This is a genomic window from Microbacterium sp. CSI-V, from assembly GCF_001984105.1.
Lineage (GTDB): Bacteria > Actinomycetota > Actinomycetes > Actinomycetales > Microbacteriaceae > Microbacterium.
Map to the genome: position 1 here is coordinate 218,159 of NZ_MTQM01000007.1, position 16,225 is coordinate 234,383.

Below are 16,225 nucleotides of genomic sequence, written 5' to 3' on the forward strand. Positions count from 1 at the left end.
CGAGCTGGTCCCGTTCATCCGCGATACGGAGCAGCAGGTCGAACTCGTCGGCGGTTACGCATACGAGAGAAGACCGAGCGGCCTGGTTCCGGACGCCACGTTCGCGCAGTTCCGCGAGGGTGCGGGCGTCGCTCTCGGCGCTCACGACCGGGCCTCCCAAGCGGCGTCATAGCCCGCATCGAACGCGGCGCGCAGGTCGTCCTCTTCCATCTCGGGATTGCGCCAGAACACTTCCCAAGCAGTGTTCTTCTCCGCGTCGGTCGGTTCGGTGAAGCGCGTGGGCTCGTAGTTCATGCCGTGCCCTTCGCGTCCACACGACGGGAGCGCCAGCCCATCGCCCTGCCACTCCGCGAAGCCGGTGTGCTGCTCAGGGCACCACTCGCACGGTTCGGTGACCGTCCCGCGCGGGTGGACCACGGCAGCGGCCGTGAGTGCGGCGCGCGTGCGGGTGCGCCAGAACTCGGCGTCGGTGGTTTCGGTGACCGTCCCGCGTAGGCGAACCTCGAGCCGGGGATCGGACAGAAGTGCTTTCCGGAATTCGCCCGGGGTTGCCACCCAGTGCCGCCGAATCACGTCGTCCAGTGCTTCGCGTACGTCGTCGGCGGGCGGGGAAGACAGGGCCACCATGAGGCCGTAGTCCGCCAGCTCAGCGATCAGCCGCTCAGCCTCGTACCGATGCCGCGTCCACCGCTGAATGCCCGCCTGAACCTCCTCAAGCGTCGCTGCCTTCGATCGCGTCTCGACTGCGCACATCGCCTGCGCCATCCGGTCACGCACGTCCTCGACGGCGCTCACAGGGTCACCGCCACGGCCACACCCAGCTCCACGACCACCAGGAACCCGAGAACCCCGACGAGGAAGATCAGACCCTTCGGTGCCGGAGACTCCACCACCTCGGTAACGGCATCGTCGCGGCGGACATCGTCCACCTTCACGGGGTTCACGACCGGCCACCCTTCGGCAGCACCACGAACAGGAACACGAACGGCGCCAGCAGGACCAGCAGGTCCGCACCGTTGAACCCCGGCACCGCAGCAGCCGGCGCGAGGACCACGGCAACCGCGATCACGGACAACCCACCGACCACACGGCGGATGGGGTGAGAACGAACTCTCATGAGGGATTCCTTCGAACAGCGGGCGCGACGAATAACGCCCAGAACAGGCAGGGAAGATCGGGGGGATCTACAGGTGAATCAGCGGGCGGACGTCATACGGCCGGCTCCGGCCAGATGCGGCGCGCGGACTCGATCGCGTCGTAGGTGATCGGGTAGGCGACGCCGTCGTTGTAGTAGAACTCGTCGCCGTACACCTGCACGGCACGCTCGTCGCCGACGTTGCGAGTGACGATCACCCACACTTCGCCGGGCTTGGCGTCGTGCCACGGCTTCGGCTCCGGGTGAGCATCGAAATACGCTTCGGCTGCTGCCCGCGCGTAGGGCCAGGTGTCGCCCCCACGGTCCAGACGGAAGCTCCCGTACTGCGGCTCGTCCTCGTTGAAGACGACGACCTCGTACGTGTTCTCCGTCGGGTAGCAGGTCCAGTTCGGGCTACCAGGGACACGCCACCGTCCCAGGCGGGCATCCTCCTCAGCCCGGAAGAACTCACGCAACGCCTGTGCGTAAACGTTCTCCGCCCGGCACGTGTCGCCGATGTAGAAGCCCCCAGCAGGCTGCTGGCACACGGTAATGCCATTGGATGCGGTGAAGTCGTTCACGACGCCACCGCCTCAAGCTCGAGCCCAACAATTTCCGGTGCCGCACCAAGCAGCTCACGCAGCGCATGGAGACCATCGACCGTTACTCGCACCTGCGGGGCGTCGAGGACCTCCTCGGCGGTACGAGGGTGACGGTGCGATCCCGCGACCTCTACCAGCAGACCGGCGTTGATCTTGTCCTGATAGCCCGTCCACACCCCGGCGCGGCGGAAGATCCACCCGGCCTCGTGCAGCTGGCCGAAAATGATCCGTGGTCCGGTCGCGGCACCACCCGATGCGAGCAGCTTCCCGGCCTCCGAGACGGTGTACGTGCCGGACGCATTCGCGAGCACATCCCACGAACGCGCCTTCGGAGCGACGATCGCTAGCTGCGCCCGAGCAGCATCCCGAGCCTCCACAGCATCCGCAGCCATCCGAAGCACGCTCGCGTGCGGCAACGCAGCGAGCATGTCCACGTCCGACCCGTACCGGCCCGTCTTGCGGATCGTGGGGAGCACGTCGTGCGTCAGCCACCACCGGAACTGCTTCGCCTCCGGACGGTCTGAGCGGAGGACGACCTGGTACATGCCCGGCTCGCTGACGATCGTCACGTTCGGGTTGCCGCGCTGATTACCCTCGGTCAGCCGTAGGGTATTCCGCTCGTCCTCGTCGAGCCGGGCAGCGACCCCGGACGGGTTCGCGATCTCGAGCACGCGGCACAGGTCCGCGAGGACGAACCAGGGCTCGCCGTCCACGAGCACGGTGCGCACCTGGTGTTCGCCGTACTGGAACACGTCGAGGGCAGTCATGATCTGAACCCCTGCACGCGCTCTTCCGGAAGCGACCGCAGGAACCGCTCGCCCTCCGTCACGGTGATCAGCGGCTTCGTGCCCGAGTAGCGAGGCACGAGTTCGTTCCGCTTGATGTGGTACCGGATCTGCTCGTCGGACAGCGACACTGCCTCCGCGAACTCCTGCAGGGTGTACGCGAGCTTCTCGAGCTTGGGAGGGTTCTTCACGCCGTCACCCCCGGGAACATGTCGGCGACGGTCAGACCACGAAGGCCGCCGGCGGTCAGGGCCTCTCGCACCGACACGTCCCCATCGCCGGGGAGTGACTGTGCGGAGTCGCCCTGACGGCCGGCGGCCGAGGGGGAGATCGGAGCATCTGCTCTTCTGAAAGTGTCCATGGATGGACGGTAACACTCCACCAGTGGGCGTTGCAACCATCTGAGGGCAATTGATGCCCACTGATGAACACCGAAATACCTAGACTGGTGTGCATGCCTCGCGACAAGAAGAGCCCCCACCCGTTCGACGTTGCCCTTGGGAGCGCGATTCGGTCGGCGCGCGTTCGACGACGTGTGACGCGCGAAGTGCTCGCTCAGCGCACGGCGATTCCCCTCTCGAATCTGCGTCGACGCGAAGACGGTCTGAACGAGACCACAGTCTCGGAGCTCGCTCGCATTGCCGCGGTTCTCGACATCCCGACGCGCGAGATCGTCGATATGGCGCTTGCGGATTTCAACGGCGGAGGAACCGCGGAGGACGGATTGCGCAAGCTCGTCGCATCGGTGTCGGAGCCCCCTCGTACGGTCGACCCCGAGGATGAGATCCCCTACATCGGACCCGTGGTGGCCGACCGCCGGCATGCGGCTTACACCGAGACCGAAGAGGCAGATCCGAGCACCGAGGACTGAACGGAACCCATGCGCGAGACCTTGCGGGCACTACTTGCTCACGCTGCCGGCCTAGGCGTCAGCGTCCACGTCGCCCACGTAGCTCCACCCGATCGCGGCTTCTACGACCACGAGCACCGGCGCGTGGTCTACGACTTCGACCTCCCCCCGATCGAGCGAGATTGCGTTCTGGCGCACGAACTCGGACACGCCTTCCATGGGCATGTCGGCCGGGGGAATCAGGCCGCCGAAGACGAAGCGAACGCCTACGCGGCGGCGCTGCTGGTCGACCCGGCCCGGTATGCGCGGCTCGAGCAGATCGGCCTGAACCCGGACGAGATCGCGGAGGAACTCGGGGTGAGCGAAAAGCTCCTCTGCGTGTTCGTCGAGACGCAGGTGACACGGATCCGGGGCGCCGCGTATTCGACGTCACGGATGGGTCAGGGGCAGTTTCGGCATGCCGCGTGGTGGGCGGTCTGATCGGGATGGTTGCACCGATGGTTGCACCAGAACGCTCGGAGGATCATCGATAGAACGAGAGAAGGGGCCGCGATCCCAGTGCGTGACTGGTGATCGCGGCCCCTTCTAGCTGTGCCCCCGACACGAATCGAACGTGCGACCTCTGGTACCGGAAACCAACGCTCTATCCCCTGAGCTACGGAGGCGGACCGGTCAAGGTTAGCATCGTGGCAGACGCGCCCCCGACCGGGGAGACGGGGTCACTCGTCGCCGATGACCCCGATGCCGGTGGCCTGGTGGTCGGCGTCCGGGTCGTCGCCGGAGGGCGCCTTCGACTGCTCGTCCACGTCGTTCGTCTGGCTGGGCGCCACCGTCTGGTCGTCGCCGAGGTCTTCGGCGTCGTCGGCCGGGCCGGTGTTCTGCGGATCGCTCATGGTCGTTCCCTTCGTAGACGGATCCCCAGAGTCGCAGGGTCGGCCGCACCGGCGCAGAGGCTTGACCCACCGGTGGAAGACCGTTCAGCGCCCGCCGCGCACCCACCCGTGGAGTCGGTCGGCGATCGGGCGGACCAACGACACGCGGCGCCCCGCGGCGGTGACGGTCAGCCGGTCGCCGTCGCTCACGGCCTCGCCGCGCACGAAGGCCGCGCCGACCGCGACGTAGGTCCGCAGCAGCATCGCCGCCTCCGCGCGCGTGGAGGTGGCGTCGTCGAGGCGCGCTCGGTGCCCGGAATCCACACGCACCGAGAACCACCGGGTGCCCGGGGTCGAGACGATCGCCCACCGTTGCCCCGCCGAAAGCCGCACGAACGCCTCTCCGTCGGACAGCCCCGTCTCCGGAGACAGGTCGGCGTACTCCGCGACCAGTTCTTCGAGAGCCGTCAGTGCCTCGGCGGCCGTGACGAAGTCCTCTCGCCCGGCGCTGAGCCCGCCCCATTCGAACTTGCGGTCGCGGGTCATGGCATCCCCCGAGAGTCGACGGTGATCGGCATGACGCGAGCGTAACCTCCGCCGCACCCCGGCGGACGCGGTCGTGCCCCTACGATGAGCGGCATGCTGACCTCCTCGCCGAACACCATTTTCGACCAGACGTCGATCTTCGCGCTGAACACCACCAACTCGCTCATCGGGCTGGCGATCTACGTCCTCGCGGTCGTCGCGCTGTGGCGCATCTTCACGAAGGCCGGATACCCGGGCTGGCTCGCGATCATCCCGATCGTCAACGCGATCTTCCTCGTGAAGATCGCCGGGTTCTCGGGCTGGATGTCGCTGCTCTACCTGATCCCGATCGTGAACATCGTCTTCCACATCATCGTCGCCATCCGCCTCGGGCGGGCCTTCGGCCACGGCGGGTTCTTCTCGTTCTTCCTCCTGGTGGTGTTCTGGGTCATCGGCTACCTCATCGTCGGGTTCAGCGACGACAAGTACCGTCCCGAGCGCATCTGATCGCCCGGCATCACCCGGCGGCCGCCGCCTTCTCGCGCGCTGACGCGCGCAGTCCCGCCGCCAGGCGTGCCGCCCGGGCGACGGTCAGCCCGGGCGCGTAGCAGCGCATCAGAGCGAGTCCGACGGCCGGGAGCTGCGCGGGGTCGGGGTACACCATCCACATCGGGGCGAACTCCGGCTGGAACTTCTTCTTGAAGTTCGCCAGCGACCGGAAGCCGTACGCGGGCTCCAGCAGGACGCTCAGCTGACGGAGGAAGCGCTCGACGGCATCCGACTCGGCATCCGCCCCGCCCCGGTGGAAAGCGAGGGGCGAACCCGACAGGCTCAGCACGGCGCACCCCTCGCCGCGAAGGCGTTCGACCACGGCGCCGATGACGAACTCCATCACGCCGTTCATCGCGTCGTGCCGGCGACGCATGACGTCCAGGGCATATCCCTGCACGAGGGATGCCGCATACACGGGGATCCAACTCGTCACCGCGACCACGCGGTGCTGCGCGTCGCGCGCGATCATGAGGCGGACCGCGGGATCGGTCATCTGCTCGACGCCGCCGAGGGTGAACTCCATCTCGGGAATGGTCTTGTCCGCGACCCACGCCTCCGAGATCTCGCGGATCTGCGCCCGGTCCCGGAACGAGAGCTCGGACCACCGGGTCCATTCCGCCCGCACGCCCTCCCGTGCGGCGCGGTGGGTGGCGGTGCGCACGTCCTGTCGCTTCTTGCCCGCGGGCGTCCAGGTCGCCGGGTCGAGGCGGGCCTCCTCGGCCACCTGGGTCCTCCTCCACCCGAGCTCGTCGAGGGTGGCGCTCTCGGCGTCGTCGACGCTGTAGAAGACCGGTGTCCAGCCGCGTTCGCCGCAGAAGTCCACGAACGCGCGGGCGACCCCCGGCTCGGTGCGGTCACGGCCGAACGCGCCGCCGAGCGTCACCGCGATACGGCCGCGGACGCGGTAGGCGATCGCGGCGTCGACGCCGGGGGCGAACCAGTAGGCATTGCCGGTCCACGTCGTCATGAACGACAGCGCCCCGCCACCGCCCCGCTCGAGCACCGCGCGCGCCCGCGCGCGATCACCCGCATGCGCCGCCGACCCGGGGCTCAGGACGAACCGCACGGAGGCGACGACGCAGACGGCCCAGAAGACCGCGGACGGCAGGTACCAGAGCGCCTGCGCCCACCCCGTCACGGGAACGAAGGCGATCGACTCGCTCGGCAGGAGCGACGGAGGGAGCAGCCGCAGGACGGTGGCGCGGAGCACGGCCCCGGCCCCGGGCTCAGGGCTGAAGTGGTGCGAGAACGCCATCGTCCCGACGAGCGACGTGACGAAGGTGCCGACACCGGCGAGACCGACGGTCCCCCGGAACAACGACCGTGCCCCGGGAGCGGACCCGATCCGCGCGGCCCGGCGGAAGACGAAGAGCGTCACCGCGACCGCGAGCGGCACGAGCGCGCCCACCGCCACCCCGACCAGGATCTGCCACACCGCCGACGCGGCATCCGCGTCGCGAGTGACCGCGAGCGCCGCCAGCGTGTCGGGCTCGGTGACGGCGAAGACGTACATCATTCCCGCGAACACCAGCAGGTTCACCGCGATCGCGATGCCCAGCGCGCCCCGGCGCCCACGGAGGATGCCCCAGGATGCCACGAGCAGCACCGCCAGCGGGAGCGCGGCGATCCATCCGGCGTTCGCCTGCAGCGGGCCGGTCGACCATCCCGCCGGGGAGCACGCGAGGAGCTCCGACCCCACGACGCACACCTGTCCGTCCACCACGGTGAGCGGGTCGTAGGACAGCCACCCGTAGACGGACAGCAGACCCGCCCCGCTCCCCCACAGCGTCGCGACCACCGGGCCGACGGCGGTCACCGCGGTCAGCGCGGCCAGAAGGACGCGCGTCTCGTGGTGCGAGCTGCGGTGGACGCGCAGCGTGACCGGGCGACCGCCGAGGAGGAGGCCCAGCGCGAGGCCGACCGGGAGGGCGAGGAGCGTGTACAGGTCGCTCGCCGACGCCGCGTACAGGAACAGGGTGAGGGCGATCACGGCGCTGGCCCACCGCACGCGCCGGCGCCACAGCGCGCCGACGAAGCCGCTCGCGGTCATCGCGACGACCAGGAGCGCCGCGATCGGAGGCGCTCCCGTGAACACCTCCGAGTTCAGCGGCAGGCCCGGAAGGACAGCGCTCTCGACGGCGCCGATCAGCAACCCCACCACGGACGTCGCCAGACCGCCGCCCACGAAGGCCACGAGCAGACGACGGGCCCCCAGGACACGCTCAGCGACACCTCCACCGACGAGGACGGCGACCAGCACGACCGGCAGCAGCACCGGCTGGTCGACCGTGAACAGACTCCGCACCAACTCCCGGACGTCGAACGGCCCGTCTCCGAGCAGGACGCTGCCGCGGAACTGCACCAGACTGACCAGCAGGATGACGGCCGCGAGCGCGGCACTGGCCCGTGGCATCCGGATGATCCGTCGCGGAGAGGGCGGCGCGCCGGCGGGAGAGGACGCCGACGCGCGGGACGTCGAGGGCGTCGCGATGACGGGCGGTGGTGAGGCGACGGCGGTCGGCGGCATGGGGCTCCGATCGGATGAGCGTCGATCGCGGGAGACGACCGGACGACTCATCGTCTCTTCGGCACCGGGCGGGCGTCATCCACCCCGGGGTGTATCCGCCCCCGCTGAGCGGCGGGGGCCTGTCGACGGGAGCGTCAGGAGGAGCGGAACACCTCGACGCCCGGCGCGCGATCGGTCGCGGCGGCCAGAAGCGCGACGACGCCGAGCCCGAGCGTGGGCGCGAGGGCGCTGACCCACCCGATCATCCCCACCGCCACGAGGACCCCCTGGTCGGCACCCGCGGCGCGAAGCGCCACCCACACGACCTGCACGAGCACGGCACCGCCCACGCTGATTCCGAGCGCCCACATCGGGGCCCAGCGCCAGCGCGCAGGCACGGCGCCCAGGCGCGCGATCTGGGTCGCTGCGATCAGACCGGCGGCGATGGACACCGCCGATCCCGTCCAGCTCACGGCAAGGGCCAGCCACCCGGTCGACGGCTCGGACGACATGACCTGCACCGGAGCGAGGTTGTAGGAGAGGTTCACGACGAGCGGCGCGAGGGCCAGCACGATCAGAGCGGTCAGTCCCAGTGGCCGCCGCGCGACGACGCTCCCGGCCCTGCGGAACCCGAAGGCGAACACCAGGATGCCGAGGGCCCACGCGACATCGATCAGGGTCTGGGTCAGCACCGGCGAGCCGGCCATCTGCGCGCCCCCGAGGCGCAGGACACCGCACACCCCGAGCAGGATTCCCCCGACGCGCCACGACGCGCTCCGCTTCCCCATGCCCTCCACCCTACGGGGAGCGTCGGGGACCGTTCGCGGCGTGCGTCAGGCCTGCGTGGGCTGGTCGAAGTCCCAGTCCACGGGTTCGTCCTCGTCCGATGAGACCGGCTCCACCGCGCGCAGCGCCGACCGCGGGAACAGCCGGTGGTTACGGAGATCCTCCGACCACGCCGCGAAGTCGGGCTCCTCGCCCGCCCATTCCACCGGAGCGGACAACACGTCGTTGCCGACCCCGATGACGAGTTCCGCCTGCGCGACCTTCTTGTCGTCCGTGACGATGGGGATGCTGACGGCCTCGGCCTGCCCCTCCTTCGCCACCGCGGCGGTCAGCTCCACGAGGGACGACGCCACATCGTCGGTGGTGATCACGGTCTCGCCGGCGTAGGTCACACATCTCATGCGTCCAGCGTCGCCGTTCGCGTCGCCGCGTGGAGGCGGGTTGCGCGAGGCGCGGCGAGTGGGATACGCACCTGTCAGTCGCGCCGCTGCGCGGAGCGGAACATCGCGGAATCGAGCTCGAACCACACCGCACGCACGGTGTCGAACTCGGCGAACCGCTCGGGAGCCGGTTCGTCGAGACTGAGGCGGTATCCGCGTGGGAGGTCATCCACGTGCTGTCCGTCGCGCGGTCCGCCGACGAGCACGTAGATCACGGCGCAGCTGCGGATCCGGCGTCGACAGCGACCCCGTCGACCGCGTCGCTCATACGGTGCAGGAAGTCCACGACGACCGCGGACTCTTCGGCCGACATGTCGATCACGGCCGAGAGCATACGGTCGTGCATGTTGCCGAGGGTCTGACGCACCTCGGCATGGGCGCGGTCGGTCGCCTGGATGAAGATGCTGCGACGGTCGTCGGGATTGGCCGTCCGCGTGATGTGACCCGATCGCTCGAGGCGGTCGAGGATCGCCGTCGTCGACGCGGTGGAGAGGCCGAGGTAGCGAGTGAGTTCGCCGGGACGCACCCGGCGGCCGGGCTCTCGCAGCAGATAGCGCAGGACGAGGAGTTCGTTCTCACCCATCGACATCGACTCGCGCGTGCGCCGACGCATCGCGAGTTCCGCCGCCCGGTAGACGCGCAGCGCCTCGAGCACGGCCTTGCTCCGAACCCGGCGGTCGGCGGGCTCGCCTCCGTACCAGTAGGTGCCCGAGTCACGGTCTCCGCCAGGAGAGAGGCTCTGCGACACCGCACGCATGTCCGTCATGGTGTACGCCCCTTGCTGTCGATCCCGTCATAGTACATCGAAACAAATAGTTCGACAAACTAGTTACTAAGCGAGTATGTTCTTCATGCAGCTAAACCAACGAAGGGAGTCCCCCATGGGTCACCTCTACTACGGCACGACGCCCGAGCCCATCCGGATCCCGGATCGCCTCCTGTCGCACCTCAAGGTGGTCGTCGCCACCAAGCTCCGTCGCAGCGAGAGCTTCACCCTGAGCTGGACCCACGTCGACGGCGCCCCCGGTCGTTCCACCCTGTGGCTGCAGCCGGCCATCCCCCTGCGCTTCGTCTTCGACAGCGCGGAACCGGAGCAGCTGAACGCGCAGACGCTCAAGGACATGGCCGACATGGCCAACTCCTCGGCCGGCCTCATGGTCGCCCTCGACGCCGAGATCCCCGCGGCGGCCGCGCCGGTGCGCACCCCCGCCCCCGCGCCCCGCCGCTCGACACTGCGAACGGCGGCCTGAGGATGGAGACACCCATGACGACAGTCGTCGCCCCGCGCACGGGCGTGCGGGTTCTCTGGGCCAAGGTCGACTCCGGCTTCTGGGTCGCTCACCGCGGCGGCGAGTACTTCGGGTGTGTGGACAGCGTGTCCGGGGGGTTCGTCTCGCGGGACGCTCACGGTGTCCCGATCGGTCGCTATGACACGCTCGACGGCGCCAAGGCGTCGCTGCGATCGACCACCGACCCGGTCAACACGGCGCGACGGCTCCGCGCCGAGCGCGCCACCGTCGTCCTGGCCACCGCCGCCGGCAGCGCCGCGCTCGCCTTCGCCCTCACCGCCGGCGCGCTCGCGCCGTACCTGTGAGCGCCGCACCGATCGTCGACCTCCGCGACGAGGCCGACGACGTCGAGGATGCCGCTCGCGCCGAGTTCGCGGAACGCTACGGCGTCTCCCCCATCTGATGCGACCCGGTCGCGACGCCACGCGCGACCTCTGCTCCACCACCCCCTGGACACCGCGCCGCACGTGTGGCACCGTCGCGCGAGTCGCCGAACTCCGGCGCTGACGAGGGGAGTCACCATGACCGACCACACCGCATCCGATCGTCCCGAGGACGACGCCGCGCCCGACACAGGATCCTCCGGCGCCGGATCGGAATCGCCGGAAGAGGGCGCCGCGGCCCAGCACGACGCCGACGACGCGGCGGACACCGACGCCTCGCCCACGGGCGAGATCGGCTGACCCGCCGGCGCGCGACCCCGCCGCGCGAGCACAGCCTCCGCTCGCGCCCGCCTAGGCGGGTGCGAGCTGGTCGGGGCGCGGGGCGAGGTCGGGGCGCAGGCGCGTGCCGAACTCGTGGCGGAGCGCACTGAGCGCCGCCTGCCACCCGGCGAGGCCGTGCACACCGGGGCCGGGGCTCGTCGAGGACGAGCACAGGTAGACCCCCGGAATCGGAGTGCGCCACGGTTCGGGGCTGTACACGGGACGGCCGACCAGCTGCAGCAGCGACGGCGCACCGGCCGAGATGTCGCCGCCCGGGAAGTTGGGGTTCCACGACGCGATGTCGACGGCGGTGCGCGAGGACGTCGCGAGGATCGTGTCGCGGAAGCCCGGCGCGAAGCGCTCGATCTGAGCGACGACCGCCGCCTCGCGGTCGGCCGTGCTGCCGGCCGGCACGTGCGTGTACGCCCACAGCACGTGGCGCCCCTCGGGCGCACGCGTCGAGTCGAACAGCGAGGGCTGCGACACCAGAACGTACGGGGCGTCCGGGAGCTCCCCCCGCACGACCGCGTTCTCCGCGGCGGCGATCTCCGATCGCGTCCCGCCGACATGCACCGTTCCCGCCAGCGCGACGTCCGGGTCGGCCCACGGCACGGGTTCCGACAGGGCGAAGTCGATCTTCGCCACTCCCCCGCCGTAGCGGAATCGCTCGAGCGCGCGGCGGTAGCCGGCCGGCATCCGTTCTCCGGCGAGGCCCACCAGGGCGCGCGGCGTGATGTCCAGGAGAACCGCCCGCGCGGCCGGAAGCTGACGGAGGTCGGTGATGTCGACGCCCGTGTGCACGACACCGCCATGCGCACGGAGGTCGGCGATCATGGCGTCGGCGATCGCCTGGCTGCCCCCGACGGGGATCGGCCATCCGCGGCCGTGCGCGTAGGTCTGCAGCACCAGGCCGGCACCGCCGGCCGGGAGGCTCGGCTGCGCGAGGATCGAGTGCGCGGACACCCCGGAGATCAGCGCGGGCGCGACCTCCTCGCGGAATCGCGCGTTCCACCACGGCCCACCCTGTTCGAGCGAGCGGATGGCGAAGAGGAAGGCCGCGAGGGGATCGCCCGGGATGCGGAGCAGAGCGTTGCCGGTGAAGTCGGCGACTCCGCGGAGGTGCGCGACGAGCGGTCCCATGAGGCGGGCGTAGGCCGCCCCGTCGCGGCCGATGGCCTCCGCCGCGCGGTCCAGGTCACGGTAGGCGAGGCCCGCTCGCCCGCCGTCCAGCGGGTGGGCGAACGAGACCTCCGGGACGACCAACGGCACGCGTCGCTCCAGACCGAACTCGCGGAAGAACCACGACTCGAGAGCGAGCGGGTGCACCGCCGATCCGAGGTCGTGATGGAAGCCGGGCAGCGTGAGCTCGCCGGTCGACGACGCGCCGCCGAGCGACGTCTGCCGCTCGTACAGGGCCACCGACAGACCGGACCGCGCCAGGGTGACGGCGGCCGCGAGGCCGTTGGGCCCCGATCCGACCACGATCGCGTCGTATCGCTCGCTCATCGCCGGACCGGTTCCTTCTCGGCGGTGGAGGCGTGGCCGATGGCGGCCGCTCCCCCGGCGGTCCCCGGCGCGCCACCCTCGGCGAGGTAGGCGAGACGGTGCAGGGTCTCGGCGTTGCGCCAGCGCGTGATGGCGTCGAACACCACGTCGGGGAGGAGCGTGGTGGGCCCGGTCACGGGCTCCTCCTGGAGTCGGACGACGCACGCATCGCCGCGCAGCTTGACGTCGACGGCCACGCGCGCGACGCCGATCGGCCCGCCGTGCGGCTCGAGCACCGCGCGTCGAGGCGGATCCCAGACGCGCATCACCGTCGTGTCGTTGACGAGTGCCGGCCACGAGCCGAAGGAGTGGTGGAGTTCCGCCCCCTCGTTCGGCCACTCGTCCGACACGTCGCGCATGCGCGACGCCCCGACCACCCACAGCGGATACAGCCACCCGTTCGCGAGCACACGGAAGACGTCGTCGGGCGTGCAGTGCAGCAGTCGCACGTTACGGGCCATCGGGGAGCACCTCCTGGTCGTCGGCCGGGGGGTGTTCGGCCGGGGCCCGGACTCCCGACCGGATGCCGACAACGCTACGGGTCGCCGCCCCCGCCGGTCACGGTGGTTGCGCGGGCGCACCGCGACCATTAGGCGCACCCGGCCCGCCGGTCAGGCCGCGACGTCGGAAGGGAGCACGACCCAGGCCCGCGTCCCCCCGGCGGGTGACCGGTCGAGTCCGATGTGTCCGCCGTGGGCGTGCGCGATCCGCCGGCAGGTCGCCAACCCGATACCCAACCCCGGGACCTCCGCGTCGTGTCCGCGCTGCATCGGCTCGAACATGCGGTCGCGGAGCGCCGGGTCGACCGCGTCGCCGTTGTCGTCCACCAGCAGGCGCCACCCGTCCGGCAGCTCCTGCACGGTGACGAAGACGCGCGGCTCGCGGCCCGCCGCGACCGTGAATTTCACGGCGTTCGCGATGAGGTTCTGCAGGAGGACGCGCAGAAGCGTGTCGTCGGCGCGGATGAGCGTCGACGCGTCGACGACGACCTCGGCGCCCGCACCCACCACCGCACCGTCCAGGTCCTCCAGCACCTCGTCGACGATCTCGCCGACGTCGACGCTGCCGAAGTGCGGTCGCGCTCCCCCCATGCGGGCGAAGTCGAGCAGATCGGTCACCATCGAGGTCATCCTCGAGGCCGCGGCCTCGGCGCGGGCGAGAGAGCGCGACGCTCGCGGGGCGTCGATCATCTCGGGGCTGTCCGCCGCGAGCTCCAGGAATCCCGACAGCGCGGTCAGCGGGTTGCGCAGATCGTGGCTCACCTGGGTCGCGAACTGCTCGAGCCGCGTGTTCGACTCCGCGAGACCACGCGTGAGGCGCCGGAGCTCGAGGACGTCGATGACCTGGTGCGCCAGCAGGTCGAGCGCGCGCGCGTCGGCATCCGTCAGGTCGCCGACCTCGTCGTCGAACACGCACAGCGTGCCGATCGCCACGCCCGACGGGGTGATGAGCGGACTGGACGCGTAGAAGCGCACGGATGCGATCACGCCGGTGACGAACGCGTTGTCGCGGAACCGCGGGTCTTCGCGCGCATCGGGTACGACCACGCGACCCGGGTCGACGAGCACCGCGGCGCACATCGAGTCCTCGACGGAACAGGATGCCGCCTGCACCCCCACGGCGGCGACCTGGTGCTGGGCGCGGTCGTCGATGATGTTGATGACGGCGGTCGACACGCCGCAGATGGTCGCCGCCAACTCGACCAGCCCCTGGAGATCCGGTTCGGGCAGCGCCCCCACGATGCGGTACTGGTCGATGGCTTCGCGGCGCGTCACCTCGTGGGCTGTGGACACGGCATCCCCTTGCGATCGGCTCCCCGAACGAGCCTATCCCGGCCGCTACACCCTGGCGCCGCGGATCGGTAGGCCCTCGCGGGACACGCGCACACCGCGAACCCTGGTCCCATGTCTCTCCCCACGCCTGAACCCATGGACCCGCCCACCGCCCCCGGCACGCCGGACCTCCCCACCATCCCGGGGGAACCGTCGCCCGACTTCCCGGCAGAACCCCTGGCCCCGGCCCCGGACGAGCCGATGGTGCCTCTCCCGCCCGAGCCCTCCCCCGACCCCTCCGGCGCCGACGAGGTCGACGGGCCGACGGGGACCGCCGAGCTCGAGGCGGACAACGACGTCGAACAGGACATGGTGGATGCCGTCGACCCGGGCGGTCGTCCCGACTGAGGTCGCCGCGACCGGACGACGAAGGGGCGGGCACACGTGTGCCCGCCCCTTCGTCATGCCCGTCGGATCACGGGTTGCCGCGCGTCCAGAGCAGCAGGATCGCGACGGCCTGTAGGACCAGGCATCCGACGAGGATCGCCGTGCGACGGCGGGGGGTCGACGACAGCCGGTCGTCGCCGAGGATCGGCGCCATCGGCATGAGCAGGCGGAACGTGCTCTGCTGCGGGAGGAAGACGGCGAAGATGTACACGCCGTAGCTGAAGGTGTAGGCGACGACCATGAGGCCGAGTCGGCGCACCGGACGCGACCACAACAGGGCCGCGAACGCCACGATCAGGGCGACGACCAGGATGATCCCCACCACACCGAGGTGTGTGCCCGCCTGACGGAACCACGGGGTGAACGGCGTGAACTCGTCGTTGCCGACGTAGTCCAGCCACCAGCCGAGTTCGGTGCGGATGTACGCGTTCTTGGTTCCGGTGACGTCCTGGGCGATGTGGCTCCACGACAGACCGGCGACCGCGATGGTGAGCCCGGTCGCCATGAGGGACGCCCACTCGCGCACCGGGAAGGGATCGACCCGCCGGCGGAAGAACCGCACCAGGAACAGGATGCCGAGCGCGAGGCCGAAGGCCAGCACGCCGGGGCGCGTGTACGCCGCGATCAGCCCGAGCGGCAGGATCCACAGGTACTTCCGCTGGATGGCCAGGAGCATGCCGCTGAACACCAGCAGCATGAACAGACCCTCGCTGTAGCCGAGCGCGAAGAGGAACGACATCGGCGCGAACGAGAAGAACACGACGGACCACCACGCGGCGCGCGGCTTCGTGACGGTGCGCATCAGGCGGAACAGCACCCACGTGGCGCCCAGGCTCGCGGCGAGGCTGATCAGGACGGCGACCGGCTGCCACCCGAGCCCCGTCGCCCCCGAGAGGGTGCGCACGAGGAACGGGAAGACGGGGAGGAACGCCCAGTTGTTGGGGAGGATGTCGCCCGACACGTTCATCGGCAACGACATCGGATAGCCCTGCGCCGCGATCTGACCGTAGCGGTCGGCATCCCAGCCCGTGAGGTAGTCGAAGAACGTCCCGAGCCGCTCGCTGTCGGGTCCGAAGCCCCAGCGCGCGGCCTTCGCGATCGAGTAGAAGCCCCAGAGCAGGCCGAAGTTCACCACGCGCGCGATCGCCCACATCAGCAGCACGCGCGTGAACGCGCCGCGCTCGATCGGCTCGACGCCCTGCGGGGCGCGCAGCACATCCTCGCCGTAGCGGCGCAGGGCCTGCCCGAGACGGGAGTCGAGCACACGACGTCCCCCCGCCCGCAGCGGCGCGAGGCGATCGTCGGTGGGGGCGGGTCGTACCGTGGGGACCAGCTCGCTCGGCGGTGCGCTCACTCGGAACCTTTCACACAGGGAGGAAGTGGGCTGCTGACGACGGTGTCCGGCCCGGACAAGT

Annotated in this window: 25 protein-coding genes and 1 tRNA gene; 7 read left to right on the top strand and 19 right to left on the bottom strand. The window is 70.3% G+C overall.

Annotated features, from left to right (window positions below; genetic code table 11):
- Positions 1-141: 141 nt before the first annotated feature.
- The 7 genes from CSIV_RS05155 to CSIV_RS18300 form a co-directional block, all read right to left on the bottom strand.
- Positions 142-795 (bottom strand): hypothetical protein, encoded by a 654-nt coding sequence (locus CSIV_RS05155; RefSeq protein ID WP_077050340.1) that lies wholly within the window; start codon positions 793-795, stop codon positions 142-144.
- A complete protein-coding gene (locus CSIV_RS18290; protein WP_175627564.1) occupies positions 792-944 on the bottom strand; it encodes a hypothetical protein in 153 nt (50 codons plus the stop codon). Before CSIV_RS18290 ends, CSIV_RS05155 begins: the two co-directional genes overlap by 4 nt.
- The gene (locus CSIV_RS18295; RefSeq protein ID WP_175627565.1) at positions 941-1,117 is read right to left on the bottom strand and encodes a hypothetical protein; all 177 of its coding nucleotides are present in this window, start codon (positions 1,115-1,117) and stop codon (positions 941-943) included. Before CSIV_RS18295 ends, CSIV_RS18290 begins: the two co-directional genes overlap by 4 nt.
- Before the next feature lie 92 nt (positions 1,118-1,209).
- Positions 1,210-1,716 (bottom strand): hypothetical protein, encoded by a 507-nt coding sequence (locus CSIV_RS05160; RefSeq protein ID WP_139340604.1) that lies wholly within the window; start codon positions 1,714-1,716, stop codon positions 1,210-1,212.
- Positions 1,713-2,489, bottom strand: coding sequence for a BRO family protein (locus CSIV_RS05165; protein WP_175627566.1), 777 nt, complete (start codon positions 2,487-2,489; stop codon positions 1,713-1,715). The genes CSIV_RS05160 and CSIV_RS05165 overlap by 4 nt, the downstream gene beginning before the upstream one ends.
- Before the next feature lie 11 nt (positions 2,490-2,500).
- Positions 2,501-2,713, bottom strand: coding sequence for a hypothetical protein (locus CSIV_RS05170; RefSeq protein ID WP_077050343.1), 213 nt, complete (start codon positions 2,711-2,713; stop codon positions 2,501-2,503).
- Positions 2,710-2,883 carry a hypothetical protein gene (locus tag CSIV_RS18300; protein WP_175627567.1) on the bottom strand — a complete coding sequence of 58 codons (174 nt, stop codon included), beginning with the start codon at positions 2,881-2,883 and terminating at the stop codon, positions 2,710-2,712. The genes CSIV_RS05170 and CSIV_RS18300 overlap by 4 nt, the downstream gene beginning before the upstream one ends.
- A gap of 93 nt (positions 2,884-2,976) precedes the next feature.
- Between CSIV_RS18300 and CSIV_RS05175 the strand changes: the two genes are divergently transcribed.
- The gene (locus tag CSIV_RS05175) at positions 2,977-3,393 is read left to right on the top strand and encodes a helix-turn-helix domain-containing protein (RefSeq protein ID WP_077050344.1); all 417 of its coding nucleotides are present in this window, start codon (positions 2,977-2,979) and stop codon (positions 3,391-3,393) included.
- A 9-nt stretch (positions 3,394-3,402) separates the two neighbouring features.
- Positions 3,403-3,852: an ImmA/IrrE family metallo-endopeptidase gene (locus CSIV_RS05180; protein WP_077050345.1), complete on the top strand. Its 450-nt coding sequence runs from the start codon at positions 3,403-3,405 to the stop codon at positions 3,850-3,852.
- Positions 3,853-3,964: 112 nt separating this feature from the next.
- Here CSIV_RS05180 and CSIV_RS05185 read toward each other — a convergent pair.
- From CSIV_RS05185 to CSIV_RS05190, 3 genes are all read right to left on the bottom strand, one after another.
- Positions 3,965-4,037, bottom strand: a tRNA-Arg gene (locus tag CSIV_RS05185).
- A 54-nt stretch (positions 4,038-4,091) separates the two neighbouring features.
- Positions 4,092-4,265, bottom strand: a complete 174-nt coding sequence (locus CSIV_RS18305; RefSeq protein WP_160897472.1) for a hypothetical protein — start codon at positions 4,263-4,265, stop codon at positions 4,092-4,094.
- Positions 4,266-4,349: 84 nt separating this feature from the next.
- Complete coding sequence (locus CSIV_RS05190) at positions 4,350-4,790, bottom strand: hypothetical protein (protein WP_077050346.1); 441 nt, start codon at positions 4,788-4,790, stop codon at positions 4,350-4,352.
- 93 nt (positions 4,791-4,883) lie between these two features.
- Between CSIV_RS05190 and CSIV_RS05195 the strand changes: the two genes are divergently transcribed.
- On the top strand, positions 4,884-5,276 hold the full coding sequence (locus CSIV_RS05195; protein WP_175627568.1) for a DUF5684 domain-containing protein: 393 nt from the start codon (positions 4,884-4,886) through the stop codon (positions 5,274-5,276).
- A 10-nt stretch (positions 5,277-5,286) separates the two neighbouring features.
- Here the strand turns inward: CSIV_RS05195 and CSIV_RS05200 are convergent, their stop codons facing one another.
- The 5 genes from CSIV_RS05200 to CSIV_RS05220 form a co-directional block, all read right to left on the bottom strand.
- Entirely contained in the window at positions 5,287-7,734 is a 2,448-nt protein-coding gene (locus tag CSIV_RS05200; RefSeq protein ID WP_077050347.1) for a bifunctional lysylphosphatidylglycerol flippase/synthetase MprF, read from the bottom strand.
- A gap of 248 nt (positions 7,735-7,982) precedes the next feature.
- Entirely contained in the window at positions 7,983-8,615 is a 633-nt protein-coding gene (locus tag CSIV_RS05205; protein WP_077050348.1) for a hypothetical protein, read from the bottom strand.
- A 45-nt stretch (positions 8,616-8,660) separates the two neighbouring features.
- Positions 8,661-9,014 carry a hypothetical protein gene (locus CSIV_RS05210; protein ID WP_238592334.1) on the bottom strand — a complete coding sequence of 118 codons (354 nt, stop codon included), beginning with the start codon at positions 9,012-9,014 and terminating at the stop codon, positions 8,661-8,663.
- A 74-nt stretch (positions 9,015-9,088) separates the two neighbouring features.
- Positions 9,089-9,226 (bottom strand): hypothetical protein, encoded by a 138-nt coding sequence (locus CSIV_RS18310; protein ID WP_175627569.1) that lies wholly within the window; start codon positions 9,224-9,226, stop codon positions 9,089-9,091.
- Positions 9,227-9,264: 38 nt separating this feature from the next.
- Positions 9,265-9,819 carry a MarR family transcriptional regulator gene (locus CSIV_RS05220; RefSeq protein ID WP_083734996.1) on the bottom strand — a complete coding sequence of 185 codons (555 nt, stop codon included), beginning with the start codon at positions 9,817-9,819 and terminating at the stop codon, positions 9,265-9,267.
- A gap of 115 nt (positions 9,820-9,934) precedes the next feature.
- On the opposite strand from CSIV_RS05220, the gene CSIV_RS05225 reads away from it, so the two are divergent.
- The 3 genes from CSIV_RS05225 (at position 9,935) to CSIV_RS18315 (ending at position 11,025) form a co-directional block, all read left to right on the top strand.
- Complete coding sequence (locus CSIV_RS05225) at positions 9,935-10,303, top strand: DUF7882 family protein (protein WP_077050351.1); 369 nt, start codon at positions 9,935-9,937, stop codon at positions 10,301-10,303.
- Positions 10,304-10,317: 14 nt separating this feature from the next.
- Positions 10,318-10,647 carry a hypothetical protein gene (locus tag CSIV_RS05230; protein WP_077050352.1) on the top strand — a complete coding sequence of 110 codons (330 nt, stop codon included), beginning with the start codon at positions 10,318-10,320 and terminating at the stop codon, positions 10,645-10,647.
- A gap of 216 nt (positions 10,648-10,863) precedes the next feature.
- The gene (locus CSIV_RS18315) at positions 10,864-11,025 is read left to right on the top strand and encodes a hypothetical protein (protein ID WP_160897473.1); all 162 of its coding nucleotides are present in this window, start codon (positions 10,864-10,866) and stop codon (positions 11,023-11,025) included.
- A gap of 51 nt (positions 11,026-11,076) precedes the next feature.
- Here CSIV_RS18315 and CSIV_RS05235 read toward each other — a convergent pair whose 3' ends face one another.
- The 3 genes from CSIV_RS05235 to CSIV_RS05245 form a co-directional block, all read right to left on the bottom strand.
- Positions 11,077-12,552: a phytoene desaturase family protein gene (locus tag CSIV_RS05235; RefSeq protein ID WP_077050353.1), complete on the bottom strand. Its 1,476-nt coding sequence runs from the start codon at positions 12,550-12,552 to the stop codon at positions 11,077-11,079.
- Positions 12,549-13,052, bottom strand: coding sequence for an SRPBCC family protein (locus CSIV_RS05240; protein WP_077050354.1), 504 nt, complete (start codon positions 13,050-13,052; stop codon positions 12,549-12,551). Before CSIV_RS05240 ends, CSIV_RS05235 begins: the two co-directional genes overlap by 4 nt.
- A gap of 150 nt (positions 13,053-13,202) precedes the next feature.
- The gene (locus tag CSIV_RS05245) at positions 13,203-14,384 is read right to left on the bottom strand and encodes a sensor histidine kinase (RefSeq protein ID WP_077050355.1); all 1,182 of its coding nucleotides are present in this window, start codon (positions 14,382-14,384) and stop codon (positions 13,203-13,205) included.
- Between the two features lie 135 nt (positions 14,385-14,519).
- Here CSIV_RS05245 and CSIV_RS05250 point away from each other — a divergent pair, with 135 nt between their 5' ends.
- Entirely contained in the window at positions 14,520-14,771 is a 252-nt protein-coding gene (locus tag CSIV_RS05250) for a hypothetical protein (RefSeq protein WP_077050356.1), read from the top strand.
- Between the two features lie 67 nt (positions 14,772-14,838).
- Here CSIV_RS05250 and CSIV_RS05255 read toward each other — a convergent pair whose 3' ends face one another.
- Entirely contained in the window at positions 14,839-16,164 is a 1,326-nt protein-coding gene (locus CSIV_RS05255) for a mannosyltransferase family protein (RefSeq protein ID WP_139340607.1), read from the bottom strand.
- Positions 16,165-16,225 lie beyond the last annotated feature (61 nt).